Below are 24,757 nucleotides of genomic sequence, written 5' to 3' on the forward strand. Positions count from 1 at the left end.
CCAGATGTGTCCTTTGAGTACACATCACCAAATCTTGACAGTCTATCGACCTCGGGCTATACCTAACAGCTCAATTATTTGGTGAAGTGTACCAATGAAGTCTGACAGTAAAAGCCATGCTTTCAGCCGAGACGTTGCAAAACGGGTCAGGCGTTCGCGCAGGGCATATGTCATGTGCTCGGCAAAAAATGGCAATGTCGAAATCCGAGTGGAGTCTCGGCTTGAGCAATCCGTTGCTCAGGTGTTCGAGCTGGATCCCCGAGTTCGCTCCTACCGGGCACAACCGTTCACTCTCGATTTATCAACGGGTGATCTGTTATTAGAGAAGCACCTGATCAAACCTCAGGGCACGATGTATTACACGCCTGATTTTTCTGTCCTCTTGGACGAGCTACAGGTTGTCGTGGAGGTAAAACCTCGTCTTTTTGTGGAGGAGCAAACTGAGTTCCTGAGGTTGGTGAGAAGTGCCCTGCTGAGTAAAGGCATGCGCTTCATCGTTATTTCTGAAGATGACTTTAAGGGTCACTACCTCAGAAATGTTCAGCTGTTCATACCCTATTTAACACAAGCATCGGCTGCTCTCTCGCAGTGGGCCGCTCCTTTGCAAACACTTACTCCCGACCGCCTCAAAGGCCCTGTCCGCCAAATCCTGGATACAGGCTTACCGGCGAACTACCAGCTCGCAGCGGGGGTGCTACTCGGGGTTGTCAAATTTGACCTTGAGATACACCAGTTCGAGCTGATGGATTTTGAAATTGCGCCTGCATTTGGCTCGTTGGAAGCCTTTGAGGTGATTCGTTATGAACTCTAATTTAGAGGCAGGGCAAGCTGTCGTATGGCAAGACACCTGCTACGTTATCAAGGCCATCAAGCCACTGTTGGGGGACATCGTTCTCGAGGCGAAGGGTGGTGTTGAGCGCGCTGTCGATATTCGAGCCTTTTATAATCAGGTCGCCTCTGGTGACATTGTATTGCCTGGTCGGAAAGTCGAGGCTACAAAGCGCTCTTGGTCTAAAACCGAGCAAGAGGAAGCCGACTTTCGTCAGAAACTGATCGAGCTTCTGGTATCACTTGATGCCCAATCTCTGGATGATCAAGCGTGCAATGAGCGTGTGGATGCATTTTGTTTACTCCACCAGCACAAAAGGCCTTCGAACAAAAGCATCCAGAATTACCGGCGCAAATTCAAATGTCATGGGTTCGAAGGACTTATCCCAAATTTCAGTCGCAGGGGCGGTTCCGGGTGGGCGAAAAAATCCGGAGCAAAGGAGGTCGCAGAACGTGTCCTGATTCAGACGTTCATGAAAGACGATAAGGTGAATCTGTCGTCCGTGACGACGATGATCAATCAAGAGTTGAAAGACCTCTGCCAAGAATCAGGGGCTGAAGAACAGATTGATCGAAAGACGATCAGTCGTCTTCTCCAGAAATTGCCCAGCTCTTTGGTGAAAGAAGGGCGCCTTGATCCTCGCACGTTCAATCTTTGGAATCGTCAGGCTGTCCGGCGTTATGACGTAAAGCAGCCCTTTGAGCGTGTTGAAATCGACGCTAAGACATTGGATGTGTATTGCCGCGACGAATTCGGTAACCGCTATACCGAGCTGACCATGTACGCCATGGTTTGTGCACACGCTTCATACCCTGTCGCCGTATATGTAAGCGGCGGTAAGCCCAGCGAATACACCTTGTTGAAAGTGTTCGAGTTCTTTCTGGCGCCGAAAGACCAGGCGTTCAAAGACCGTTTCGGCATCGAAACGGACTGGGTGCAGCCTTGCGGCATCTCCACAGTGGTTCTCGACAATGCGTCAGAGAATTTCTCCGACCTATCTTTGGGCATCGTACGGCGCTTGGGGATTCAGATCGAGTACGCCCGGGTTGCCCGAGGCGACGACAAGCCGCACGTGGAGTCATTCTTCAAGGCATCCGACGACGGTGTTTTCACCAAAATGCCGGGTGCTAAGCAGAGCCAGGACAAACGAATCAAAAATCGTCATGCCAAGGCCGAGGCTGAGGCCTGTTACTCAATCGAAGAGATCTACCGGCACATCGTGACATTCGTTGCCGACGTCTACATCCACCGTCCAAATCAGAAGCTTGGCTTTCGATATGGCAAGCCCATGACCCCCAAAATGGCGATGGATGAGGCCTTGTCTAATTTCCTGCCAGTGCCGCCACCCTCCCTCGATCAACTGAAGAAGTTGCTTCTTGAGGTGAACAGGGATACTCGCCAGCTTCAACACTACGGCGTCGACTTTGAAGGCTTTCAATTCCATAGCCAAGCTATGGCCGCATTGGCGCGCGAGCGTGCCATCAGCACTATCGACATCTTGTACAACCCCGAAGATTGCACCGCGATCTTTGCTGTGCATCCTGACGATGGCAGCCTGATCCGACTTCACAATAAAACCGTCGGTATCCCAGAGGTGTCATTCGTGGTGGCCAAGATGTTGAAGAAGGCTTATTCGGGTGGCAACGCTGAGATGAATGGACACGACTATCAGCGCGTGTATGCCCGAATGCTCGCCCAGTTCACGGCTGACAGCCAGCGGCGTCCAAAAATCAAGGCTAACAACAAGGCATTGCGTGAGCGCGAAAAAGTCTCGGAGAAGGCCGAAATAGCAGGCCAGCTCGAAAAGTACACGTCCCAACCACTAGATGCTTTCGTATCGCCAAAGGCGGACGACTCCAGTGAGGATGATTTTGAACCCGCGCCGCGCAGGGCACAACCATGAACCAAGTGATGAACCCTTTAGTCTGTCATCACCGTTTTAACGTCGTACAGACTGAAATTGAATCAGCCTTGGCGCGCACGGAGAGCGGTGATCCACAGATCCTGCCCATCGTCGGGCCCACCCGCGTCGGCAAGTCGAAGTTATTGGCAAGTATCATCGCTAGCCATACAACCAGTGAACCTTTGGGACACCGCAAAATTATCTATGTGGTAAGTCCCAAACATCTCACCGGGCGGGCTTTGCCGGATGCCTGTTTGGTCAGCATCGGCATGAGTACCGCGCTGTTCAGGAATCATGTGTTGGCGACCGATGCCTTCATCAAAGCGGTCAACAAGCAGTCGACGCGGCTGCTCATTTTCGACGAGACGCAACACATGCTGGAGCGCAGTGGACGCACGACAGTGCGTGCGGCTGCTGACTTCATCAAGCTGATTTTTGATCAGACGCGAGCCAGCATCGTGCTGGCGGGACTACCGACCCTGCTCGGGCTGTTCAAGGAAAATGAACAATTGGCTGATCGAGCCCTGAGCCCCATCGAATACTACCCATATCAATGGCAGGGCACAGATTACAAGCATTTCCGCAGCGCGCTGGGCAGCGCACTGGAGCACCTGTCTGAGAATGGCTGGGACACGTTTGCGTTTAATGATGCGGAGTTTGCTCGCCGCATGTACTTGGCCTCTGCAGGTCGGTATGGGCTGATCCACAAGCTTTTCGGCGAGGTGCAACTGGTTGGGCAAGCCGACAAGGTAGCAGGCTATGAAGCGTTTACTTTGGCCTATCAACGCGCCGTGATGGGGCGGCTGATCGACTTCAATCCCTTCGACATTCAGCAGCCTGTATTGGTTGAACACATGGCCTTGGTTTATGCGAAGGTCATGCAAGAAGCCGGCGTGCGCATCTAAGGGGAAAAAACCATGCTGGCGTTCATACCAAACGATGACATATCTGACGAAAGCCTCAACGGCTATCTGTTGAGACTGACAGAGGAGAACTTTCTTGGGTCTAGCCATGCCCTTTTGCGACCGCCCGGTGTCCGGCTAAAAAGCCGTTACACCGATGGGGAGCGGTCTGCCATAGCGCAGTACCATGGGCTAGATGCGCAACGGCTTGATCGTTTGGCAGCGTTTCCTGCTGTAGAAGGATCGATGGCTGCTGGGTTATTCCTGAGAAAGCTTGTCCCCGTCTGTCCGGAGTGCCTGCAGCTATCAGGTCATATCCGCCAGGCGTGGCATCATCAGCTATTTACGGCCTGTCCGCTGCATCAGGTACTGCTCATCGCCGAGTGCCCGGAATGTGAATCGTCGTTGGAATTAAATCGGGGGGCCGTGTCTCAATGCGGTTGCGGATGCGATCTGTCACTAGCGACCGCGCTGCCAGCCGATGCCGCCAACCTCCTGATTTCATCGATCCTCCTGCGCACCGGTGAGAATCAGCAGGTGCTTTCAGGTTTGAACCATGCGCCGGGTGTCCCGCAGGACATCGACAAATTCCTGCTGTTTCTCGCCAATCTGACCTTGAAGGTGCCACACAGGAAAAATGTGGCCATTGATTTTAAACGTGCCGTTGAGATCAATCAGGCTTGTTATGTGATGGCTCAGGATTTATTGACTGGATTTCGGACATTTGTGCTAGCAAAGGTACAGGCCGCGAACCAGGCAGACTCCAGGCAATTCATTCGTCATTTGGGGGCTTGGTACAGAGAGCTGAACGCCTCGTTCAACTCCGCAGCTTACGCACCCTTACGGGCCATCGTTACCGATATCATCCTCGGCCATGCCCATACTCCGATCAACCGAAAAATGAAGTATATCGGCGCAGAGCTATTGGGCTTAAAGGCTACGTTTACCGCTAATGAAGCTGCCCGTTTGCTTGGTTCTTCGCCCGACCGAATCATGTCGTACGTGAAGACTGGCCAGTTGCCTGGGAAGGTCATACAGGGGGCGTTGGTCGACTTCTGCCTAATCGACCGCGCAGCAGTTGAGGCGCTCCAGCAGGCTGCAGAAGGTCTCGTCACCAGCAAAGATTTGCTCCGTATCCTCAACATCACTCGTCGGGTGCGCGCGCGCCTACTGGAATCGGGAACCTTAAATCGAGTGCCGGAAAGCGACAGACCCCTGTTCGCTAAAGGGGAATTTCTAAAGAAGGATGTCCAACGCCTGATCGACGTGCTCGCCGAAGCGCCGGTGCCTGTGGTTTGCCACACAACCCTCGGGATTGAAGACATCAGCGCTAAGCGCTTCTCCTACCACCAAGCCTGTGAAGTCTATCGGCTGATTTTCACTGGTCAGATCAAGCCAGTATCAAGAACTCCTGAAGTACAGGGGTTAGCAGCCTTTGGATTCGATCAGGAAGAAATCCTGGGGCATCTGCGACAAGACTCTGCCTTGTTTGAGCTGACCATTACGGATCTCACCAAGATGACTCGCTGGAAGCACGAGAACATCAAAGCCTGGGTGGAACAAGGTCATTTGAGGGCCCGTGTTGAGTCCTTGGGCAGAAGCCGCAGGGTGTTTATTTCGGTAGTGGATCTGCTGATGTTTCTCTCCACGCACATTGTGGTCGCAGAAGTTGCCGAGCGCTTGGGCAGTAAGTCAGTACACCTAACCAACTCTTTGGCAAGTAAAGGCGCCATGGTAAGAGGCGGCCACGTGACGTCTGAAGGTACTCAGCGCGGTGCCTTGATATCAACAGATGCCCTGATCAAATTAGCGTTGGGGCGTGCTGCTGGCGAAAGTCCTCGAAAAGCTAGCGACGCGAGTATGGGGGCGACAACTCGGTGTTTGACTATGGCGGATCTCGCGGACGGGTTGTTCGGGGCGGAGTATCGGCCCGGCTAAGGTAGTCGTGCTATCAGATCGAGTGCTTAACGTATGCGCCGGGCAAGGCGTCGACGATGCACATGCTCAGCGGAGGTTAGCTGTCATGAAAAACTTGGATGCGATCACAGAGCTGTTGTATGGCGAGGGCATTTCTATGCTCGGCCACAATGCTTCCGATGAAGAGGCCATAGCACTCGCCCAGCGGCGTTTCGGTCATGCGCCGTATTGTCTAGTTAGGCAATGGATCTGGATTGATCTGGTGATGCCGCCATCACTATTGGAAGCGCTGGAGCGTGATGCTCGTCTCCCAGTCATGATCTATGCGCACGAGGTGGTCATGGACAGCCAAGGACGGCTGAAGCCGGGAGACTGGGTGCGTACTACTCCAATGGTGTCGTTCTCGGATGGTTTCTGCTTTCAGACCCGCAACACCGCGTATTTTCTGCTGGGCCCTGGCACTCGTAAATCAGCAGAGTTGGCGACAGTGGTAAAGGTGTTCTAGACCGGGCCTTGCCTGGCCTACCCACCTCATTGGCAGGGAATCTGACATGACAACCTCAACAGGTTTCGGTGAGCTCCGGCTCGCGGCGGCAGAGCGGCATTTCAGCGGTATGGCAGTGACCGCCTTCCTGACAGAAGTCGAGATTGTGGCGTGTTCTGCGGTCGGTGTGGTGCATAAGCATACTCGTGCAGGTGCAGGACGGTTTGAAGACGGGCATCGCATTCGCACCTCTGATATCCACCTGATGGCGCACAGGAGCCCTTACTGGATACTCCTTACCGCCAGCGGCAGTTGCTATGTAATCGTCACGTTCAAAGGTAACAATGGTCGGCAGTCACTTAACGACTTTTTGAAGGTACTGACCGGTGGCTTTTACCCCACCCCCAGGCACTTACAATAGGAACCTCGCTGGCGAAAACAGGCGATCATTAGCACTCACCACCTTGCACCAGCATGTGCAGACAAGAGTGGAGTAATCTTTCTCGCCCGAAGCGGGAGCATTTGGCCCAAGTTCGTTTGTCGACAGCGGACTCGAACAGCATTGTGCAGTGCGTATACCAGAGGTTAAATCCTGCTTTATCCAGCGTAACCCTGTGAGTCGTCCCCAAGTTTTCGTCGACGCGTGCCCTGCGTTATGGATGCCGCGCACGTGGTAGATTACTTTTCTAGGGGCGCTATTTAGCGGAGCGATTTGGCTGGCAGAGATAGCTCGTTGCGACTGGCTTGTCATACCCTGTCGAGAATGGGCCGAGGGCTACTGAAGCTTTTGATACACGTTGTAGTCCTGACACTGAGACATTGTGGTTTGTACAGGTATGAAAATCGACTCCATGACTGACTCTGATCTCCTGGTTGAGCTCCAGGCAGAAAATGCTCGATTGATTGCATTGCTGGAGGCCAACGCTATTGAATGGCGACTGCCAGCAGCGGTGCCTGCCACACCTGTTTCTGTAGTCGAGCTACCCACACAGAGTCTTGGAACCAAGGCGAAACTGAAGCTGTTTCAGCGCTTGTTTCTAGGACGTACTGATGTATTCCCCCAGCGCTGGGAGAGTAAAGCCGGAAAGGCAGGGTATTCGCCAGCTTGTGCGAATGAATGGCGTCCGGGTGTTTGTCAGAAGCCCAAAATCAAGTGTGGAGAGTGCAGCCACCGTCAATTAGTGCCGTTGGATGAACAGGTGCTGTATCGGCACCTGGCGGGTGAGATAGTCGCAGGCGTTTACCCCTTACTCACCGACGACACATGTAACTTCCTTGCTGTTGATTTCGACGAGGCCGACTGGCGCGATGACTTGCTAGGTTTCGCCCAGTCCTGTCGAGAGCTGGATGTACCCGTGGCTTTGGAAATCTCGCGCTCCGGTAATGGAGCTCATGCTTGGGTATTCTTTGCGAGGGCTGTCACAGCTCAGGACGCCCGGCGACTGGGCACGGCGATCATTAGTCATACCTGCGCTCGAACTCGACAGCTGAAGCTGAGTTCGTATGACCGACTTTTCCCGAACCAGGACAGGATGCCGAAAGGTGGTTTTGGCAACTTGATTGCGCTGCCTTTGCAGAAGAAAGCTCGCGAGTACGGATGCAGTGTCTTTGTTGACGACGAACTTAAACCGTATGTTGATCAATGGGCATTCCTGGCCAGCATCCAGCCTATGGCCGTGGAGGATATTGATCCGGCCATCGTATGTGCGACGGGCCACGCTCATCCTTTGGATGTAACGTTCGTTGCTGAGGAGGACGAGCAAGAGCCTTGGAAGAACCCAAGTGAACAAAGACTATCTTGCCCAATGCCAGCATCTTTAACGGTTACATTGGCAAACCTGATTTACTTTGAAAAAGAAGGATTGCCCCAGGCGTTGGCTAATCGGTTGGTCAGGCTGGCTGCGTTTCAGAATCCAGAATTCTACAAGGCACAGGCGATGCGTCTGTCGGTTTGGAACAAGCCCCGCATCATCGGTTGTGCAGATAACTTCCCCAAGCACATCGCCCTACCCCGTGGCTGCCTAGATGTCGTGTTAGAGCTTTTGAAGGAAAACGGCATTGCTCCGATCATTGAGGATGAGCGTTTTGGTGGCGAGCCCATCAACCTGAACTTCGTCGGTGCATTGCGGGAGGATCAGGAGGCTGCTGTAACGGCGATGCTACAACATGATGCTGGTATCCTTTGTGCCCCGACAGCTTTCGGTAAAACCGTGGCCGCTGCTGCATTGATCGCGCGTCGCGGTGTGAATACGCTCGTGCTTGTGCATCGAACGGATCTGCTTCGCCAGTGGCAAGAGCGACTGCAGGCGTTCCTTAGTCTCGGTAAAGGTGTAGTCGGCACCATCGGCGGCGGAAAAGCCAAGCCTACGGGGATTATTGATATAGCCGTAATGCAGTCCCTATCGAGGCAGGGTCAAGTTAGCGAACAGGTGAAAAACTACGGGCAGGTCATAGTTGATGAATGCCATCATTTATCGGCATTTTCGTTTGAAGCAATCCTGAAAAATGTTCGGGCAAAGTATGTACTTGGGCTAACAGCTACACCGGTACGCCGTGATGGTCAGCACCCCATCATATTTATGCAGTGTGGGCCGATTCGACATACGGCGAGCAGGCCAACCAGTGCTCCTGATGATTTGATGGTGGAAACTCTGCTGTTAGCAGCTCCGATCAACCTACCCGAGGGAGCTGGTATTCAAGATGTATTCCGGCACCTTGCTGAGAATATTGAACGCACAGAGCGGGTCACGCTTGAAGTCGAAAAGGCGTTCAATCAAGGACGTAAAGTGCTGGTGCTGACAGAGCGCACTGATCACCTGAGCGTCATCGAGGCGGCACTCGTTGGTCGTGTGCAGAATCTATTTACCTTGCATGGACGTATGTCGAAAAAGCAGCGCATAGCCCTGACAGATGAGTTGGCCGCCCTACCACCGGATGTTCCTCGAGTGCTATTGGCCACTGGCAAGCTCATAGGTGAGGGATTTGACCATCCGCCATTGGATACTTTGGTGCTTGCAATGCCCATTTCTTGGAAAGGCACACTGCAGCAGTACGCAGGGCGTTTGCATCGAGAGCATGCGAGTAAATCCAATGTGCGCATAATCGAGTTTATCGATGCCGGGCATCCAGCGTTGATGCGGATGTGGGAAAAGCGCCAAAGCGGGTATCGAGCGATGGGTTATCGTCTTGAAGACCGTTCGAGTTCAATGGATCTGTTTCAAGCTTGAGTGGTCAGGTTTGTCGCGCCAGATCAGCGGTTCAACCTCGACATATAAATTCCCACCGTCGCTTGATCACGTGAAATTATTCTTGTGCCTCGACAGCCGGCTCCAGTTGGGCAGCATCTGATTCGTGAATTCCCCAAGGTAGCTCGGTCGACTCGGCGATGGATTGGAACTCTTTCAGGAACTCAGGTTGGTGCCTAGCCAGCCACCGAACGACAGCAGCGTTGGCAAGAAGCTTGGCCAGGTAGCCTTTAATGACAGTGAGATGTAGGACATCAGGCCCGTAGTCTTCTTCCACTGTTTTGATCTGCATCTGCAGTGCGGCAAGCTCGCGCTCAAGGCGAGCGATTGATTCGGCAGAGATCTGTTGATCAGGTTGGTTTTTTCTCGGTACTGCCAACTGGTCTGAAGGTGTGGCAGCCAAAAGTGCTTTAGCGAACAGTACAGAAAGATTTCTATTCCCAATCATCAATTCAGCCGCTTCAATTTGCCTCAGTGGTTTCATCTGCCGCAGGAGGTTGAAAACATTCGCTGGGCAGTCCGTATCACCCAGAAGCGAAATCGCCTCAGCGCAAATGCCATTCAGCAGCCGAAATTTTTGCTTGATGGTCTGCGGTGATAATCCAAGCGCTTTGCCAAGCCGCTCCGCAGAGACTCCACGCTCCATTGCCCGCACTATCATTTTGTTGCTTTGAACGGCAGATATTCTGTTGGTACGTTTGTTATAAGAGTAGGTGTCGTCGTCGGTTGCCACGAGGCAGTCGACTTCCAACTCTCCTAGGTCTTTCAGCGCCTCAATGCGTAGATGGCCATCTAGCAGAAAGTAATGTCCACCACGTCCAGGTACTGGTGTTACAGCGGGTGGTTCGACCAGGCCGACGTCCTGGATTGATGCTAAAATTTGCTGGTATTTGAGGCTTTCTTTTACCGCAGGCCTTGAGATTTTCAGGGGCAGAATATTGGCCACTTCGACTCGAACGCACTCATCCAAAAAGGCATTTTTCGGAAGGTGGGTCGGCTGAGCGTGAGTAGGCTCAAGTCTTTGGTCAGACATCACAACTGCCCTCCATTCTGAAGCCGAGTCTGTATCAGCTTTGGCATCAAATTCAGATGCTCTGCAGAGAGTAGCTTTTCGAAGTCACTGATGGATAAGAGCTCTTTAATCGCTTGAATGGCGAAAACAACCCGGTCGTGGGTAAAGGCTGCCTTTTTTACCATTAAGCGCTGTCGTTCGGCCTCCCGTTCGAATAGTCGTCTCAAGTCTGCGGGCGTCAGTCTTTTCTTTTTATTCTGGCTGACACCTAATGAGCTCCCCCGCACAAATTTGTCTTTCTTGGCTCGGAGCTCTAAAAGGTGTCGCAGCTTTGTTATTTTCTTTCCTCTTATTCCACGCTCGTAGGCATCAGTGAGCAAATTTTGGATGTCGCTTTCACTGCTTCGGGCGATGTCGGTTGCCATGCTTAAAGGGATTAAACCGGTTTCGACAGCTGACAGGAGTTTTTCTTCACCGCGCTCCAGCAGCCCAACAATCATGCTGACCCATGATGCGGTGCTGCCAATTACTATTGCGATCTCTGCGTCTGTCTTGCCCCTTTCCTTCAAGCGTCCAACCTCGTTCATGAGATCTATCGGGCGATGCTGCCTTCGAGCTACGTTCTCTACCAAACTCATTACAAGGCAATCTTCTTCGACAGCATCAATCACAAACGCTGGAATCTCTGTGGCCTCCAGTGCTAGGAACGCCTCTAGACGGCCTTGTCCGCACACAAGGTCATAGTTGAGCGCGCCTTGCGGCGAGGCTTTTCGACTTAATGTGATGGGGCGTTTGAGGCCCACCGTTTTGATATTTTCGATGAGCTCGCGGTGAACCTTCTTATTCCTCGTTCGAGGGTTCAGGATATGAATTTGTGCTATAGGAATTAGTGCGACACGTTCGCGTGAAGTTGATGGGACGGTCATCGGCAAGCCTCCTTCAGGGAGCAACGGGCAGCAAGCCCATCAAGAACATCCAGCGTTGTGAAGCGGTAGCTGTCGATTAAAGGGCTATTTTCCTCGGCCATTTTTTGTGGCCATGCCCCCATATCTATACTGGGAACCAGGTAATAGTCCCGCACCTGCAGATTTGCGTGCTCCATGCGGACAGCAATCGTGATGTCAGGCGCCAGGCTGTTGTCGAATCTGAGCTTCCAGCGAAGAGTCCCTGTAGGTGTCGCCTGGCAGCGCGCTATGACCACGGACGCCGTCCACTCACCGTTAACGGTCAGTAGGTCATTGTCAGCATTGGGCTCGACTTGGGCTCCGACTTGCTTCAGGTGTTTGACAACATCTTCAAGAACCTTCGGATGCAGCTGTCTTATGGAGCGATTGATCTCCAAATATCGATAGTCTCTGTCGGGTGTATAACCGATGAGTGTGTAGGCACGTAAAAGCCCGCCGAATCTGCTTACATAGGTAGTGCTAGACGGCATGTTGTCCTGCTCATCGATGAGCATTCCGGACAGTAAACCCGCTCGGTTCAATAGAGTACGAAGCAGTTCCAACATTTGCGCATCGTCCAGGCGATGTGAGCGCTGCAAGATTATTTCGCGAACGACCGCAAACACCTCTAGTGAGACAATTCCCTGGAATGCTCCATCACAGCGAACCCACCTGTCGGGTGGGTTGCGACTGATGCGTTTACGTAGCTTGGAGGACGTTTTGTTGTAGACATTGTTACCGATGTATTTTTCGTTGGTCAGCACTTGGTGGACGCTACCCCGGCTCCAAGGACGGTTAAAGTCGGTGATCAGTCCTTCAGCGTTCAGTGCGTTGGCGATCTCACGTTCGTTCATTTTGTCGTGGACGAATTGATGGTAGATGCGCTGAACCACCTCAATTTCCGCCTCGGGCCCAGGAATCAAAATGACCCTGTCGGTCTGGATGCTCTTCTGCTGGCCTCTTGATAGTTCTGCCTTGAATTCGTTTTTCTCGTCGATCAATGCACGACGTAATCCATATCCTGCTGGCCCACCTTGGTGAAAACCCTTTTCGACCAGGCGGCACTGACCAGCGAAAACTTTTTGGGATAGCTCTCGGCTGTACTCCCCTGCCATGGATCGTTTGATGCCTTTGTAAATTGTTGCCAAAGGCGAACCGTCGTTTTCGAATGGCTCTGCGCAATACACAACCTTGATGCCTGAGCTAGTGCAAAGATACTCATAGTGGGCGCTTTCGTCCGTGTTCTGAAAGCGTCCCCAGCGACTGACGTCATAGACAAGAATGACCTGGAATTGGGTATGTCCGGTTTGGACGTCGTCTAGCAGCCTGCGCAGAGCATCACGACCGCCGATGTCCAGGCCGCTTTTCCCTTCGTCTCGGTAAGTTGTAATGATTTCCATGCCATGGCTCATTGCGTATGCATGGATGGCTGCTGATTGGTTTTCGGTGGAGTACCGTTGGTGATCAGTGGACATGCGAACGTACTCTGCAGCTGGTATCAAGCTATCAGAGCGGTCTCTTGAGTTTGTCCGTATGGATGGAGAGGGCAATAGGCCTCCTCTAGACCAGAGAAGGCTGGCCCATTCGATTCAGCCTAGCGATGCTTTATTACGTGATGGTGACGGAGCAGGAGTATCTACCCAGACTGAGCAGCGGCTCCTCTTCTATGCTTTCGGCGAGCTTAGAGGATCATGGATCAGTTGACATGGCTGTATTTATGTACCGTCATAGGTTGGAGGTGGGTGTCAGGGCTGGCAGTTAAAAGTTGCCAAAATAGACTGGTATTAACTTACTAAGACGTACTTGAATAAGTGAGTTATATAGTTTAATTTATATTCTCTTTTGACAAATTGTCAATTAACCGAATTTTAAAATCGTTGTTCATTTCCATGGCGTCTAACTTTGGCCGAAAATAGGTTTCCGCACTTTAACTTCTTCCAATAGGAAGATTAACTTTGCCCAAACGTGCCGTATACCTCTGATATTTCAATCTGTCAAAGTCGGTTAACTTTGCCCACCTACACCAGGCGTAACGTGCCACAACAAAAAGGCCAACGCTTAGCGTTGGCCTTTTTTATGGCGTGAAACTCACGACTTTCTTAAATGCTCCACGTGGAACATCTTGGTTTTCAGCCTTGGTTAGCCGTTGCCACACTCTCCAATCGATACCCATACCCATAGATCGTCAACAGCTGCCAACCCCGATCAGCCGTGAGTCCCAGCTTGTTGCGCAGTCGATAGATATGCGTATCCAACGGCCGTGAGGACACCATTTCTTCATGGGTCCAGAACCGCTCATACAGATACTCGCGTGAAAGCGGTCGTGCCAGATTGGCGAAGAGGCAACTGGCCAATCGGTACTCGCGTTCGGTGAGGTTGATAGGTTTACCCGCACGTGTGACGGTCAACTCGGCATCGTCGAAGGTCAGGTCGTTGAAGCTCTGCACTTCATGGGTCGGCGATTTTTGCAGGCCATGGCGCCGTAGAACAGCAGTGACACGGGCTTTGAGTTCGTTGGGGCGAAAGGGCTTGCTGACGTAGTCGTCGGCGCCGCTGTTCAGCGCGGTGACGATATCGCTCTCGGCGTCTCGGCTGGTCAGCATGATCACGGCCGGTGGCGATTCCATGTGGTCACGAGTCCAGCGCAGCAGTGCGATACCGGTGATATCGGGTAGTTGCCAATCGAGTATCAGCAGGTCGAAGGTTTCTCGGCGCAGTTGGCGCAACAGGTCTTCACCGCGTTCGAAGCAATGCAGGGCCCAGGGCTGTTCGGCGGTGCTGGCGATTTGTCGCAGTGTCTGTTCTACCCGACGCAGTTCTGCGGGTTCGTCATCCAGTATTGCGACACGCATGGGAAGGTCCTTTCTTCTTGAAGAGTTCGACAGCCATCTGCCTTTTTCGATTGAAGGCAATACTGCGTAGATGCCGGTCGGTGAATCTGAAGAATTGTGCTCAGATTCGTCGACCCCCTGGATCTCTCGGTACGCTGGGATCAATAAGGAATAACCCACTGAAAGTACTCGATACCTAAGTGGGAAAGATACCGGCTCCCGACCGCAAGGAAAAGGATCTGCCGACGCGTGCGCTGTCGTAAACTCCAGTGCGCGCTTGGTGGATGATCTCTGGACCCCCAGCGTCATGAACACCCGGCAGGAAAACTTTTCCACAGCGTCGAAAATGAGCTTCACTGGGCTCAACACGTCGCTCCATCACGCGCGTGTATCGGTTTGCGGCGAGCACCGCCAGGAGGGGGTCTATGGCATTTTCTACCACATGCCAGCAACACAGGCGCGCTGACCCATGATGCTCTGGGGTAAGGCTGAAAAACGTCAACCCACCCATGCCCAGCGCCTGTTCCACGGCCTGGTGCGTGAATGGTTATGGATCGGCTTGCTGTTGTTGCCGATCACTGCCTATCTCTCAATAAGTCCTGGGCTGGCCTTTAACAACACGTTATATGACAGCCTTCGTCGTCTGACACCATTGTCGGCGGACCCACGCATCTTGCTGGTCACTATCGACGATCCCAGCCTGAAAAAACTCGGGCAATGGCCCTGGCCTCGCAGGGTCCACGCTGACCTGATCGATCGCCTGAGCGCCGCGCAACCTGCCGGCATTCTATTTGACGTAATCTTCAGTGAGCCCGGCGACCCCGCCAGTGACAAGCGTCTGGCGGACGCGGTGTGTAACGCCGGCAACGTAGTGCTGCCCCTGGCACCCGACGACGTCGTCAGCTACAGCCAAGCCAGGGCACAAATTCTGCCAGTGCTCAAATGCGCCAGGGGCGTTGGGCACATCAACGTGGAAGCCGATAGTGACGGCGTGGTTCGCAGCCTTTACCTGCGCGAGGGCCCAGCCGATGCTACGGTGCCGCATTTGGTATGGCAGGCCTATACGATAAGCGGCCAACCCGCGCAGATGCCAGGAGCACCTCAGGAACCGATCACGCAGGACTGGCAACGCGCGCACGCGGTCCGCATCCCGTTTATCGAGCCAGGCAGCCATTTTCAAAGCGTTTCGTACGTCAGCGTACTCCAAGGTGAGATTCCTCCCGAGCAGCTACGTGATCGTCTGATTCTGGTCGGAGCAACGGCTTCGGGAATGGGCGATCGTTTTTTCACGCCGCTCTCCTCCACGGTCGGTACCACCGCGGGCGTGGAGATCCAGGCCAATGTACTCAATGGCTTTTTGCAGGACCGTAGCCTCGTAGATGTGCCTGGGTGGCTCGCGGCACTGATGGCGACGTCCCTGGTGGCAATACTGCTGGGCTTGCTGCTCTACCGTCCGCGCTATGCGTTATGGATGACACTCGGCTGCATGGCCGTCGCACTGATGGGTTCCTGGCTTCTGTTACGACTGGGCCACTGGTGGTCGCCCGCCGCCTGTTTGATCGGCTTGCTGCTCAGTTACCTCATCTGGAACTGGCGCCGTCTCAGCGTAATTCTCGCCTACTTCGGCTGGGAGTTGGCGCGTCTGGATAACGAGCCCAAAGTGCTGCCTGAACGTCGTCGTGCGCCGGCCAGCAAAGGGGACGTGTTGCAGACACGCATCTTTGCCCTGGAGCAGGCCGTAAGCCGTACGCGGGATACCCGACGTTTCATGGCCGATGGGCTGGAGTGTCTTCCGGTGGCGACGCTGATTACCGACACCCAAGGCAATATCCTGCTGGCCAACCGCATTGCACGCGATGTCTTCGGCAATGACCTGGTCAACCAGAACCTCTTGGAACAACTGGTTGACCTGGGTTACCCACCCCTGCACAACGGCGTGCGCCCTGCCCTTTCGGCGTTGGAACTCGTTGAGTTTCGCGATATTCACCAGCGCAGCCTGCGCATGGAACTCGCCCCTTTATTGCCCGCTGAGGGTGATGTGGCGTTGGGATGGTTGTTGAGTCTCACCGACCTGAGCAAGGAGCGCGAGGCGCAGCAGCACCGGGAAACCATGTTGCGCTTCCTCTCCCATGACTTGCGTGCACCGCACTCGGCGATCCTGGCGCTGCTGGATGTGCATAACGCCGAGTCACCGGTTTTTGCCCAGATCGAGCAGCAAGTGCGCCGTGCCCTGAGCCTGACTGAGTCTTTCGTCCAGCTGGCGAAAGCCGAGGCCGACGGCTACCACTTCCAACCGACACTGTTCGCGATGCTGGTGATGGATGCCTTCGACCAGGTTGCGCTGATTGCCCAGCTCAAGGGCATTCATCTGGTTCATGATCTGGACGAAGCCGATGAGGGAATGGTGTCAGCCGACCAATCGCTGCTCACCCGTGGGTTGTTCAATATGCTGGAGAACGCAATCAAATACTCGCCTTCGGGCACCACGGTGAGGTTGCGCCACAGCAGTGCCGACGGTTGGTTGGAGTGCCGCATCAGCGACCAGGGCCCGGGGATCGCCGCCGAGGATTTGCCGCAACTGTTCAGCCAATACAAACGCTTTGATTCTGCTCAGGGCAGCGAAGGATTGGGGTTGGGCCTGACGATGGTCAAAGCGGTTGTGGAGCGCCACGGTGGCCATATCGACTGTGAAAGCACAGTGGGCAAAGGCACGACATTCACTGTGCAACTGCCCTTGCTGGATGACTGAAAAACGTACGTTTTCACTGTGCATAAAAAACCGATCACAAGAATCGGTTTTTTTATGCGGAAAACTTATGCACGTTTTTCGTTGTTTTGGCAGAAAAAGAAATATCTATTGAAAACAGTCAGTTAAATCCTAAAAAAGCCAATTTTCGAACAAACCGTGCACAGGTTATCCACAGATACTCATACCACCGGTGTGTCCACCACAACCGGCTCAGGCGGCAGGGAGCCCATGGCGCGCTGCTGCGCTTCATTCCAGGCCTGGGCACGTTCGTTCAGCGCGGCGATGGCGCGCGGGCCTTCGCCCGTTGCATACATCGGTTCGCCAATCACCACGGTGATTGTGCCTGCGCGCTTGGCCCAACCGGTCTTCGGCCAGAACTTGCCGGCGTTGTGTGCAATCGGCAGTACCGGCAGGTTGGCATTGACTGCCAGAGCGGTACCGCCTCGGGAGAACTTGCCCACTGTGCCATAGGGCACTCGCGTGCCTTCCGGGAAGATCAGCACCCAGACGCCATCCTTGAGCAGCTCGTCGCCCTTCTTGGCTACATGCTTGAGCGCTGCCTTGGGGTTGTCCCGGTCGATGGCGATCGGACGCAACATGGCCATGGCCCAGCCGAAGAACGGCACATACAGCAGCTCGCGCTTGAGCACCTGGCTCAAGGGCGAGAAGTACGCCGAGAGGAAGAACGTCTCCCAGGTGCTCTGGTGGTTCGACAGAATCACGCAGGGCTGGTCCGGGACGTTTTCAGCGCCCTTGATCTCGAAACGGATGTTCAGAAACACCTTGGTCAGCCACAACGCGCAGCGGCACCAATAGACGTTGATGAAGCGATAACGCGCCTTGAATGGCAAAAAGGGCGCAATAAAAAAGCTCAAGGTGCACCAGAGAAGCGAACTGGTGCCCAGCAGCAGGTAAAAGAAAAAGGTTCTGATGGCCTGCAAGATCGACATGGCGGCATTTACCGTTGCGGGACACGGCCCGCCTGTTGAAAAGCGCACTCCCGAACAATCCTTGGTCAGGAAGTCGAGGGCGGCTAGTTGTTGATAAGTTCTGCGGCGACTGCCGCCAGATCGTCAAAAATCAAAGTGCCTACCGGCAGGTTTTTCGCCTGGGTCTTCTCGCCTTTCCCGGTTTTTACCAAAACTGGCTGAGAATCGACGGCTTTGGCTGCCTCCAAGTCACCGAGGCTGTCACCGACGAACCATATCCCAGCTAACGGCACGTTGTAATGTTCTGCAATGGTTTTCAACATGCCCGGTTTGGGCTTGCGGCAATCGCAGCCCTCATCCGGCCCGTGGGGGCAGTACGTCACCAACCCCACCTCACCGCCCTGCTCCGCCACTAACGTGCGCAAGCGCGCGTGCATGGCGTCCAGGGTGGCGATGTCGTAGTAGCCACGGGCAATGCCGGACTGGTTGGTGGCGATGGCCACGGTCCAGCCGGCTTTGCTCAACTGCGCGATGGCCTCGATCGAGCCGGGCAGTGGAATCCACTCCGCCACCGACTTGATGTAAGCGTCGGAGTCGTAGTTGATCACCCCGTCCCGATCGAGAATCAGCAGTTTCAACATGGTCAGCTCAGCGTCGAAATGTCAGCGATATTGACGAACAAACCACGCAGACGCGCCAGCATGGCGTAGCGGTTTTTCCGCACGCCGGCATCTTCGGCATTGATCATCACCGCTTCGAAGAACGCATCCACCGGCTCACGCAAGGTGGCCAGGCGTGCCAGGGCTTCGGCGTAGTTGCGTTCGGCGATCAGCGGCTTCACGGCGTTTTCTGCCTTGGCGATGGCCGAGTTCAGCGAGAACTCCTTGGCATCGGCAAACAGGCCAGGGTCGACGTCGGCGTTGCCCAGGCCTTCGGCCTTGCTCAGCAGGTTCGACACACGCTTGTTCACCGCGGCCAGGGCATCGGCTTCCGGCAGCTTGCGGAACGCTTGCACGGCTTGCACACGCTGATCGAAGTCCAGCGCCGAAGCCGGTTGCAGGGCCCGTACCGACAGGTAGACAGAAACGTCCACGCCTTCGTCTTCGTAACGCGCGCGCAGGCGATCGAACACGAACTCCAGCACTTGCTCGGCCAGGCCGGCTTGCTTGACCTTGGCACCAAACTGGCCGACGGCGAACACCACGGCCTGGGTCAGGTCGAGGTCGAGTTTCTTGTCGATCAGGATGCGCAGCACGCCCAGGGCGGCACGGCGCAGGGCATAGGGGTCTTTGCTACCGGTAGGCAGCATGCCGATACCGAAGATACCGACCAGCGTATCGAGCTTGTCGGCGATGGCCACCGCCGCACCGGTCAGGGTGGTCGGCAGTTCTGCACCGGCACCGCGCGGCATGTACTGCTCGTTCAGCGCCAGGGCGACGTCGTCTGCTTCGCCGTCGTTGAGGGCGTAGTAGTAGCCGGCAACACCCTGCATCTCAGGGAATTCGCCGACCATCTCGGTGGCCAGGTCGCACTTGGACAGCAAGCCGGCACGCGCGGCCCAGGTTGCGTCGCCACCGATGCGCGGAGCAATGTAGGCCGCCAGCTTGGACACACGCACGGCTTTGTCGTAGACGCTGCCGAGTTTTTCCTGGAACACCACGTTTTGCAGGCGCAGGTTGAAGTCTTCGAGCTTCTGTTTCTTGTCCTGCTTGAAGAAGAACTCAGCGTCGGTCAGGCGCGGGCGAACGACTTTTTCGTTACCGGCGATGATCTGCTGCGGGTCCTTGCTCTCGATGTTGGCCACGGTGATAAAACGCGGCAGCAACTTGCCGTCCACGTCCAGCAGGCAGAAATATTTCTGGTTGTCCTGCATGGTGGTGATCAAGGCTTCCTGCGGCACGTCGAGGAAACGCTCTTCGAACGAGCACACCAGCGGCACAGGCCACTCGACCAGGGCGGTGACTTCGTCGAGCAGGCTTGGCGGCACGATGGCGGTGCCTTCCTGCAGACGGGCCAGTTCTTCGGTGCGCTTGCTGATCAGCTCGCGACGCTCGTTGGCATCCGCCAGTACATAGGCGGCGCGCAGGTCGTTGAGGTAGCTGGCCGGCGACGTGATGCGCACGCTTTGCGGGTGGTGGAAGCGGTGTCCACGCGAGTCACGACCGGCCTTCTGGGCAAGGATGGTGCAGTCGATGACCTGGTCACCGAGCAGCATCACCAGCCATTGGGTTGGGCGTACGAACTCTTCCTTGCGTGCACCCCAACGCATGCGCTTGGGGATAGGCAGGTCATTCAGGGAATCTTCGACGATGGTCGGCAGCAGGCTGGCGGTCGGCTTGCCGGTGATGACCTGGCTGAAACGCAGTTTCGGACCGCTCTGGTCGATCTCGCTCAGCTCCACGCCACACTTCTTGGCAAAACCAAGGGCGGCCTGGGTCGGGTTGCCGTTGGCGTCGAACGCGGCCTGACGCGGCGGCCGTCGAGGTTGATGCTGCGGTCCGGCTGCTGGGTTTCCAGCGCGGTCAGCAATACAGCCAGGCGACGCGGCGCGGCGTAGACCTTCTTGGCTTCAAACTTCAGTCCGGCGGTGTGCAGGCCTTTTTCGATACCGGCCAGGAACGCCTCGGCCAGGGTGTTGAGTGCCTTGGGTGGCAGCTCTTCGGTGCCCAGTTCAACCAGGAAATCTTGAGCACTCATTGCGCAGCCTCCAGCTTAGCCAACACTTCATCACGCAGGTCCGGGGCTGCCATCGGGAAGCCCAGCTTGGCGCGAGCCAGCAGGTAGGCTTGGGCGACGGAACGCGCCAGGGTGCGTACACGCAGGATGTATTGCTGGCGCGCGGTGACCGAGATGGCCCGGCGGGCATCCAGCAGGTTGAAGGTATGGGACGCCTTCAACACCATTTCATAGCTCGGCAATGGCAGCGGCTGGTCGAGTTCGATCAGGCGCTTGGCTTCGCTTTCATAGAAATCGAACAGTTCGAACAGTTTGTCGACGTTCGCGTGTTCGAAGTTGTAAGTGGACTGCTCCACTTCGTTCTGGTGGAACACATCGCCATAGGTCACTTTGCCGAACGGGCCGTCAGCCCACACCAGGTCGTAGACCGAGTCCACGCCCTGCAGGTACATAGCCAGGCGTTCGAGACCGTAGGTGATTTCGCCGGTTACCGGGTAGCACTCGATGCCGCCCGCTTGCTGGAAGTAAGTGAACTGCGTCACTTCCATGCCGTTGAGCCAGACTTCCCAGCCCAGGCCCCAGGCGCCCAGGGTTGGCGACTCCCAGTTGTCTTCGACGAAACGGATGTCGTGGACCAGTGGGTCCAGGCCGACGTGTTTCAACGAGCCCAGGTACAGTTCCTGGAAATTGTCCGGGTTCGGCTTCAGTACTACCTGGAACTGGTAGTAGTGCTGCAGACGGTTCGGGTTTTCGCCGTAGCGGCCGTCAGTCGGGCGGCGACTGGGCTGCACATAAGCGGCGTTCCAGGTTTCCGGGCCGATGGCCCGCAGGAAGGTAGCGGTGTGGAAAGTGCCGGCGCTACTTCCATATCGTAGGGCTGAAGTACCACACAACCTTGCTCGGCCCAGTATTGCTGGAGGGCGAGGATCAAGTCTTGGAAGGTACGCACGGCTGGCGTAGGCTGGCTCACGAAATTCACCTGTTACTTGGGCTGCGATTTAAAGAGCGGGAGTATACCCGATTCGGCCCCGCCACCACTCCCTGGAGCCTTATGCCACGCTGCTTTTGGTGTTCTGAAGATCCGCTGTACATGGCTTATCACGATCAAGAGTGGGGAACGCCGCTGCGCGATGCGCAGGGTTTGTTCGAGTTGCTTTTACTCGAAGGGTTCCAGGCGGGCCTGTCCTGGATCACCGTTTTACGCAAACGCGAGCATTATCGAAAGGTCTTGTTCGGGTTCGATGCGCAACGCCTGGCACGCTTGAGTGATGCCGAAATCGAAGCGCTGATGCTCGATCCGGGCATCGTGCGCAACCGCCTCAAGCTCAACGCCACCCGACGCAACGCCGCCGCCTGGTTGGCGTTGGAAGATCCGGTGGGCTTGCTCTGGTCGTTCGTCGGCGGTGTGCCCAAGGTCAATCACTTCAAGGACCGCAGCGAAGTCCCGGCGATTACGCCCGAGGCTGAAGCGATGAGCAAAGCGCTGAAAAAAGCCGGCTTCACCTTCGTCGGGCCGACCATTTGCTACGCGTTCATGCAGGCTTCGGGCATGGTCATGGACCACACTCAGGACTGCGACCGTTACGCGGACTTGGCCAACGCCGGTTAGAATGCGCGCTTTGCGCACCACACACGATCAGGAGTGACCTGTGGAAAAGTTAAAAGGCGCCTTGCTGGTAGGCGCTCTGCGGTTGTTTGCCCTGCTGCCCTGGCGGGCCGTACAAGCCGTCGGCACGGCCATCGGCTGGATCATGTGGAAGACCCCCAACCGCTCCCGCGACACCGTGCGGATCAACCTTTCCAAATGCTTCCCGAACATGGACCCGGCCGAGCGTGAGTGCCTGGTGGGTCGCAGCCTGATGGACATCGGCAAGTCCCTGACCGAAAGCGCCTGCGCCTGGATCTGGCCGGCTCAGCGTTCCATCGACCTGGTGCGTGAAGTCGAAGGCCTTGAAGTGCTGCACCAAGCCCTGGCCTCGGGCAAAGGCGTGGTCGGCATCACCAGTCACCTTGGCAACTGGGAGGTGTTGAACCACTTCTATTGCAGCCAGTGCAAACCGATCATTTTCTATCGTCCGCCCAAGCTCAAGGCGGTGGATGAGTTGCTGCGCAAGCAACGCGTGCAACTGGGTAACCGCGTGGCCGCGTCGACCAAGGAAGGCATCCTCAGTGTCATCAAGGAAGTGCGCAAAGGTGGCCAGGTAGGCATTCCAGCGGATCCTGAACCGGCCGAATCCGCCGGGATCTTCGTGCCGTTCTTCGCCACCCAGGCGCTCACCAGCAAGTTTGTGCCGAACATGCTCGCGGGCCACAAGGCCGTCGGGGTCTTTCTCCACGCGCTGCGCCTGCCGGATGGTTCAGGCTACAAAGTGATCCTGGAAGCGGCGCCGGAAGACATGTACAGCACCGACACCGCCACGTCCTGCGCGGCGATGAGCAAGGTGGTCGAGCGTTATGTCGGCGCCTATCCGAGCCAATACATGTGGAGCATGAAACGCTTCAAGAAACGCCCGCCGGGTGAAGCGCGCTGGTACTGATAAACCGCTGATCTAAAAACAACACAAAACCCAATGTGGGAGGGGCTTGCCCCCTCCCACACTTGAGTTCCACTCAGGCCTGACGGTCGAGTTTCTTCAGGAACACCGTCATTTCTTTTTCGGCCTGCTTGTCGCCGTGGGCCTGGGCCGCTTCGATTCCCCTCTCCCACGCCTGTCGAGCTGCGGCCCTATCACCCAGCCCTTGCTGCGCCTTGCCCAACAACTTCCACGCCGCCGAATACTTCGGATCGAACTCGACGCATCTTTGTAAATGCTCCGCCGCCTTGGCATTGTCCTTGAGGTCCAGATAACCCTTGCCCAAGCCAAAGCGTAGCAGTGAGTTATCCACACCCTTGGCGAGCATTTTTTCCAGGGAATCGAGCATTTCAAATACTCCGTTTGGTCAGAAAAAGCTCAACCCCACGTGGAACAGTTTCTCCACATCGCGGATATGTTTTTTATCCACAAGGAACAGAATCACATGGTCACCCGTGGCGATCACCGTGTCGTCGTGGGCAATGATCACTTCCTCAGCGCGAATAATCGCGCCGATGGTAGTTCCCGGTGGCAGACCGATGTCGCGGATGGCTTTACCGATCACTTTGCTCGACTTCGAATCACCGTGGGCGATCGCCTCGATGGCTTCCGCCGCGCCCCGGCGCAGGGAGTGCACGCTGACGATATCGCCACGGCGTACGTGGGCGAGCAAGGTGCCGATGGTCGCCAGCTGCGGGCTGATGGCGATGTCGATATCGCCGCCCTGGATCAGGTCGACGTAGGCCGGGTTGTTGATGATGGTCATCACCTTCTTCGCCCCCAGCCGCTTGGCCAGCAACGACGACATGATGTTGGCTTCGTCATCGTTGGTCAGGGCCAGGAAGATATCGGCGTCGGCGATGTTTTCTTCCATCAGCAGGTCGCGGTCGGAGGCGCTGCCTTGCAGTACGACGGTGCTGTCGAGGGTGTCGGACAAATGCCGGCAGCGCGCCGGGCTCATCTCGATGATCTTCACCTGATAGCGGCTTTCGATGGCCTCGGCCAGGCGCTCGCCGATCTGTCCGCCGCCGGCGATGACAATGCGTTTGTAATTCTCGTCAAGCCGGCGCATTTCGCTCATAACCGCGCGAATATTTGCCTTGGCGGCGATGAAAAACACTTCGTCGTCGGCCTCGATCACCGTATCGCCCTGGGGCAGGATCGGCCGGTCACGCCGAAAGATCGCCGCGACGCGGGTTTCCACATTTGGCATGTGTTCGCGCAACTGGCGCAGTTGCTGGCCGACCAGCGGACCGCCGTAATAGGCCTTCACCGCTACCAGTTGCGCCTTGCCACCGGCAAAGTCGATCACCTGCAAGGCGCCGGGAATCTCGATCAGGCGCTTGATGTAGTGAGTGACCACCTGTTCCGGACTGATCAGCACGTCGACCGGAATCGCGTCGTTGTCGAACAGGCCGGCGCGGGTCAGGTAGGCGGCTTCGCGCACCCGGGCGATCTTGGTCGGGGTGTGGAACAGGGTGTGGGCGACCTGGCAAGCGACCATGTTGGTTTCATCGCTGTTGGTCACGGCCACCAGCATGTCGGCATCGTCGGCACCGGCCTGGCGCAGCACCGTCGGGAACGATGCGCGGCCCTGTACGGTGCGGATATCCAGGCGGTCGCCGAGGTCGCGCAGGCGCTCGCTGTCGGTGTCGACCACGGTGATGTCATTGGCCTCGCTGGCCAAATGTTCAGCCAGTGTGCCGCCAACCTGCCCTGCTCCAAGGATGATGATTTTCATCCGGTCACTCCCTTAAAAGCAT

General features: G+C 55.7%; 18 protein-coding genes and 2 pseudogenes. 10 read left to right on the forward strand and 10 right to left on the reverse strand.

The genetic code is table 11. The annotated features are described in order from the left end of the window. Positions 1-94: 94 nt before the first annotated feature. The 7 genes from JWR98_RS10785 (at position 95) to JWR98_RS10815 (ending at position 9,262) form a co-directional block, all read left to right on the forward strand. Positions 95-811, forward strand: a complete 717-nt coding sequence (locus JWR98_RS10785; RefSeq protein ID WP_225908667.1) for a TnsA endonuclease N-terminal domain-containing protein — start codon at positions 95-97, stop codon at positions 809-811. Next, positions 801-2,732, forward strand: coding sequence for a Mu transposase C-terminal domain-containing protein (locus tag JWR98_RS10790; protein WP_205490003.1), 1,932 nt, complete (start codon positions 801-803; stop codon positions 2,730-2,732). Before JWR98_RS10785 ends, JWR98_RS10790 begins: the two co-directional genes overlap by 11 nt. Next, complete coding sequence (locus JWR98_RS10795) at positions 2,729-3,637, forward strand: TniB family NTP-binding protein (RefSeq protein WP_162884098.1); 909 nt, start codon at positions 2,729-2,731, stop codon at positions 3,635-3,637. The genes JWR98_RS10790 and JWR98_RS10795 overlap by 4 nt, the downstream gene beginning before the upstream one ends. Positions 3,638-3,649: 12 nt before the next feature. Further along, on the forward strand, positions 3,650-5,572 hold the full coding sequence (locus tag JWR98_RS10800) for a TniQ family protein (RefSeq protein WP_205490004.1): 1,923 nt from the start codon (positions 3,650-3,652) through the stop codon (positions 5,570-5,572). 85 nt (positions 5,573-5,657) lie between these two features. Next, positions 5,658-6,056 carry a DUF6957 family protein gene (locus JWR98_RS10805; protein ID WP_115581281.1) on the forward strand — a complete coding sequence of 133 codons (399 nt, stop codon included), beginning with the start codon at positions 5,658-5,660 and terminating at the stop codon, positions 6,054-6,056. Between the two features lie 46 nt (positions 6,057-6,102). Next, positions 6,103-6,456, forward strand: a complete 354-nt coding sequence (locus tag JWR98_RS10810) for a hypothetical protein (RefSeq protein WP_198864756.1) — start codon at positions 6,103-6,105, stop codon at positions 6,454-6,456. A 430-nt stretch (positions 6,457-6,886) separates the two neighbouring features. After that, positions 6,887-9,262, forward strand: a complete 2,376-nt coding sequence (locus JWR98_RS10815) for a TOTE conflict system archaeo-eukaryotic primase domain-containing protein (protein ID WP_205490028.1) — start codon at positions 6,887-6,889, stop codon at positions 9,260-9,262. Between the two features lie 76 nt (positions 9,263-9,338). Here JWR98_RS10815 and JWR98_RS10820 read toward each other — a convergent pair whose 3' ends face one another. The 4 genes from JWR98_RS10820 to JWR98_RS10835 all read right to left on the reverse strand — a co-directional run bounded on the left by JWR98_RS10820 (position 9,339) and on the right by JWR98_RS10835 (position 14,088). After that, positions 9,339-10,313 carry a plasmid partitioning protein RepB C-terminal domain-containing protein gene (locus tag JWR98_RS10820; protein ID WP_205490005.1) on the reverse strand — a complete coding sequence of 325 codons (975 nt, stop codon included), beginning with the start codon at positions 10,311-10,313 and terminating at the stop codon, positions 9,339-9,341. After that, entirely contained in the window at positions 10,313-11,218 is a 906-nt protein-coding gene (locus JWR98_RS10825; RefSeq protein WP_205490006.1) for a plasmid partitioning protein RepB C-terminal domain-containing protein, read from the reverse strand. Before JWR98_RS10825 ends, JWR98_RS10820 begins: the two co-directional genes overlap by 1 nt. Continuing rightward, positions 11,215-12,786, reverse strand: coding sequence for a recombinase family protein (locus tag JWR98_RS10830; RefSeq protein ID WP_225908668.1), 1,572 nt, complete (start codon positions 12,784-12,786; stop codon positions 11,215-11,217). The genes JWR98_RS10825 and JWR98_RS10830 overlap by 4 nt, the downstream gene beginning before the upstream one ends. A gap of 579 nt (positions 12,787-13,365) precedes the next feature. Continuing rightward, positions 13,366-14,088: a response regulator transcription factor gene (locus JWR98_RS10835; protein ID WP_078735328.1), complete on the reverse strand. Its 723-nt coding sequence runs from the start codon at positions 14,086-14,088 to the stop codon at positions 13,366-13,368. Between the two features lie 448 nt (positions 14,089-14,536). Here JWR98_RS10835 and JWR98_RS10840 point away from each other — a divergent pair, with 448 nt between their 5' ends. Continuing rightward, positions 14,537-16,816: a CHASE2 domain-containing protein gene (locus tag JWR98_RS10840; RefSeq protein WP_205490007.1), complete on the forward strand. Its 2,280-nt coding sequence runs from the start codon at positions 14,537-14,539 to the stop codon at positions 16,814-16,816. Between the two features lie 179 nt (positions 16,817-16,995). On the opposite strand, the gene JWR98_RS10845 is transcribed toward JWR98_RS10840, so the two are convergent. The 4 genes and pseudogenes from JWR98_RS10845 to glyQ form a co-directional block, all read right to left on the reverse strand. Next, positions 16,996-17,766, reverse strand: a complete 771-nt coding sequence (locus JWR98_RS10845) for a lysophospholipid acyltransferase family protein (protein WP_078735330.1) — start codon at positions 17,764-17,766, stop codon at positions 16,996-16,998. Between the two features lie 83 nt (positions 17,767-17,849). After that, on the reverse strand, positions 17,850-18,386 hold the full coding sequence (gmhB, locus tag JWR98_RS10850; RefSeq protein WP_179119980.1) for a D-glycero-beta-D-manno-heptose 1,7-bisphosphate 7-phosphatase: 537 nt from the start codon (positions 18,384-18,386) through the stop codon (positions 17,850-17,852). Positions 18,387-18,388: 2 nt separating this feature from the next. Further along, positions 18,389-20,442 (reverse strand): annotated as a pseudogene (glyS, locus tag JWR98_RS10855) (glycine--tRNA ligase subunit beta). Then, positions 20,439-21,391 (reverse strand): annotated as a pseudogene (glyQ, locus tag JWR98_RS10860) (glycine--tRNA ligase subunit alpha). Before glyQ ends, glyS begins: the two co-directional pseudogenes overlap by 4 nt. A gap of 81 nt (positions 21,392-21,472) precedes the next feature. Between glyQ and JWR98_RS10865 the strand changes: the two are divergent. Together JWR98_RS10865 and JWR98_RS10870 are read left to right on the forward strand one after the other, a co-directional pair. Continuing rightward, a complete protein-coding gene (locus JWR98_RS10865) occupies positions 21,473-22,030 on the forward strand; it encodes a DNA-3-methyladenine glycosylase I (RefSeq protein WP_078735333.1) in 558 nt (185 codons plus the stop codon). A 40-nt stretch (positions 22,031-22,070) separates the two neighbouring features. Further along, complete coding sequence (locus tag JWR98_RS10870) at positions 22,071-22,958, forward strand: lysophospholipid acyltransferase (protein WP_078735334.1); 888 nt, start codon at positions 22,071-22,073, stop codon at positions 22,956-22,958. 73 nt (positions 22,959-23,031) lie between these two features. Here the strand turns inward: JWR98_RS10870 and JWR98_RS10875 are convergent, their stop codons facing one another. Next, positions 23,032-23,343: a tetratricopeptide repeat protein gene (locus JWR98_RS10875; protein WP_078735335.1), complete on the reverse strand. Its 312-nt coding sequence runs from the start codon at positions 23,341-23,343 to the stop codon at positions 23,032-23,034. 18 nt (positions 23,344-23,361) lie between these two features. Further along, positions 23,362-24,735, reverse strand: coding sequence for a Trk system potassium transporter TrkA (trkA, locus tag JWR98_RS10880; RefSeq protein WP_078735336.1), 1,374 nt, complete (start codon positions 24,733-24,735; stop codon positions 23,362-23,364). Between the last annotated feature and the right edge of the window lie 22 nt (positions 24,736-24,757).

Source organism: Pseudomonas lactucae, from assembly GCF_016937615.1.
GTDB classification, from domain to species: Bacteria; Pseudomonadota; Gammaproteobacteria; order Pseudomonadales; family Pseudomonadaceae; genus Aquipseudomonas; species Aquipseudomonas lactucae.

Coding starts and splice junctions, on each gene's coding strand:
- JWR98_RS10820 (WP_205490005.1), bottom strand. CDS start 10,313: ATGTCTGACCAAAGACTTGAGCCTACTCACGCTCAGCCGACCCACCTT.
- JWR98_RS10840 (WP_205490007.1), top strand. CDS start 14,537: ATGATGCTCTGGGGTAAGGCTGAAAAACGTCAACCCACCCATGCCCAG.
- JWR98_RS10790 (WP_205490003.1), top strand. CDS start 801: ATGAACTCTAATTTAGAGGCAGGGCAAGCTGTCGTATGGCAAGACACC.
- JWR98_RS10795 (WP_162884098.1), top strand. CDS start 2,729: ATGAACCAAGTGATGAACCCTTTAGTCTGTCATCACCGTTTTAACGTC.
- JWR98_RS10815 (WP_205490028.1), top strand. CDS start 6,887: ATGACTGACTCTGATCTCCTGGTTGAGCTCCAGGCAGAAAATGCTCGA.
- JWR98_RS10805 (WP_115581281.1), top strand. CDS start 5,658: ATGAAAAACTTGGATGCGATCACAGAGCTGTTGTATGGCGAGGGCATT.
- trkA (WP_078735336.1), bottom strand. CDS start 24,735: ATGAAAATCATCATCCTTGGAGCAGGGCAGGTTGGCGGCACACTGGCT.
- gmhB (WP_179119980.1), bottom strand. CDS start 18,386: ATGTTGAAACTGCTGATTCTCGATCGGGACGGGGTGATCAACTACGAC.
- JWR98_RS10875 (WP_078735335.1), bottom strand. CDS start 23,343: ATGCTCGATTCCCTGGAAAAAATGCTCGCCAAGGGTGTGGATAACTCA.
- JWR98_RS10800 (WP_205490004.1), top strand. CDS start 3,650: ATGCTGGCGTTCATACCAAACGATGACATATCTGACGAAAGCCTCAAC.
- JWR98_RS10865 (WP_078735333.1), top strand. CDS start 21,473: ATGCCACGCTGCTTTTGGTGTTCTGAAGATCCGCTGTACATGGCTTAT.
- JWR98_RS10835 (WP_078735328.1), bottom strand. CDS start 14,088: ATGCGTGTCGCAATACTGGATGACGAACCCGCAGAACTGCGTCGGGTA.
- JWR98_RS10785 (WP_225908667.1), top strand. CDS start 95: ATGAAGTCTGACAGTAAAAGCCATGCTTTCAGCCGAGACGTTGCAAAA.
- JWR98_RS10810 (WP_198864756.1), top strand. CDS start 6,103: ATGACAACCTCAACAGGTTTCGGTGAGCTCCGGCTCGCGGCGGCAGAG.
- JWR98_RS10825 (WP_205490006.1), bottom strand. CDS start 11,218: ATGACCGTCCCATCAACTTCACGCGAACGTGTCGCACTAATTCCTATA.
- JWR98_RS10845 (WP_078735330.1), bottom strand. CDS start 17,766: ATGTCGATCTTGCAGGCCATCAGAACCTTTTTCTTTTACCTGCTGCTG.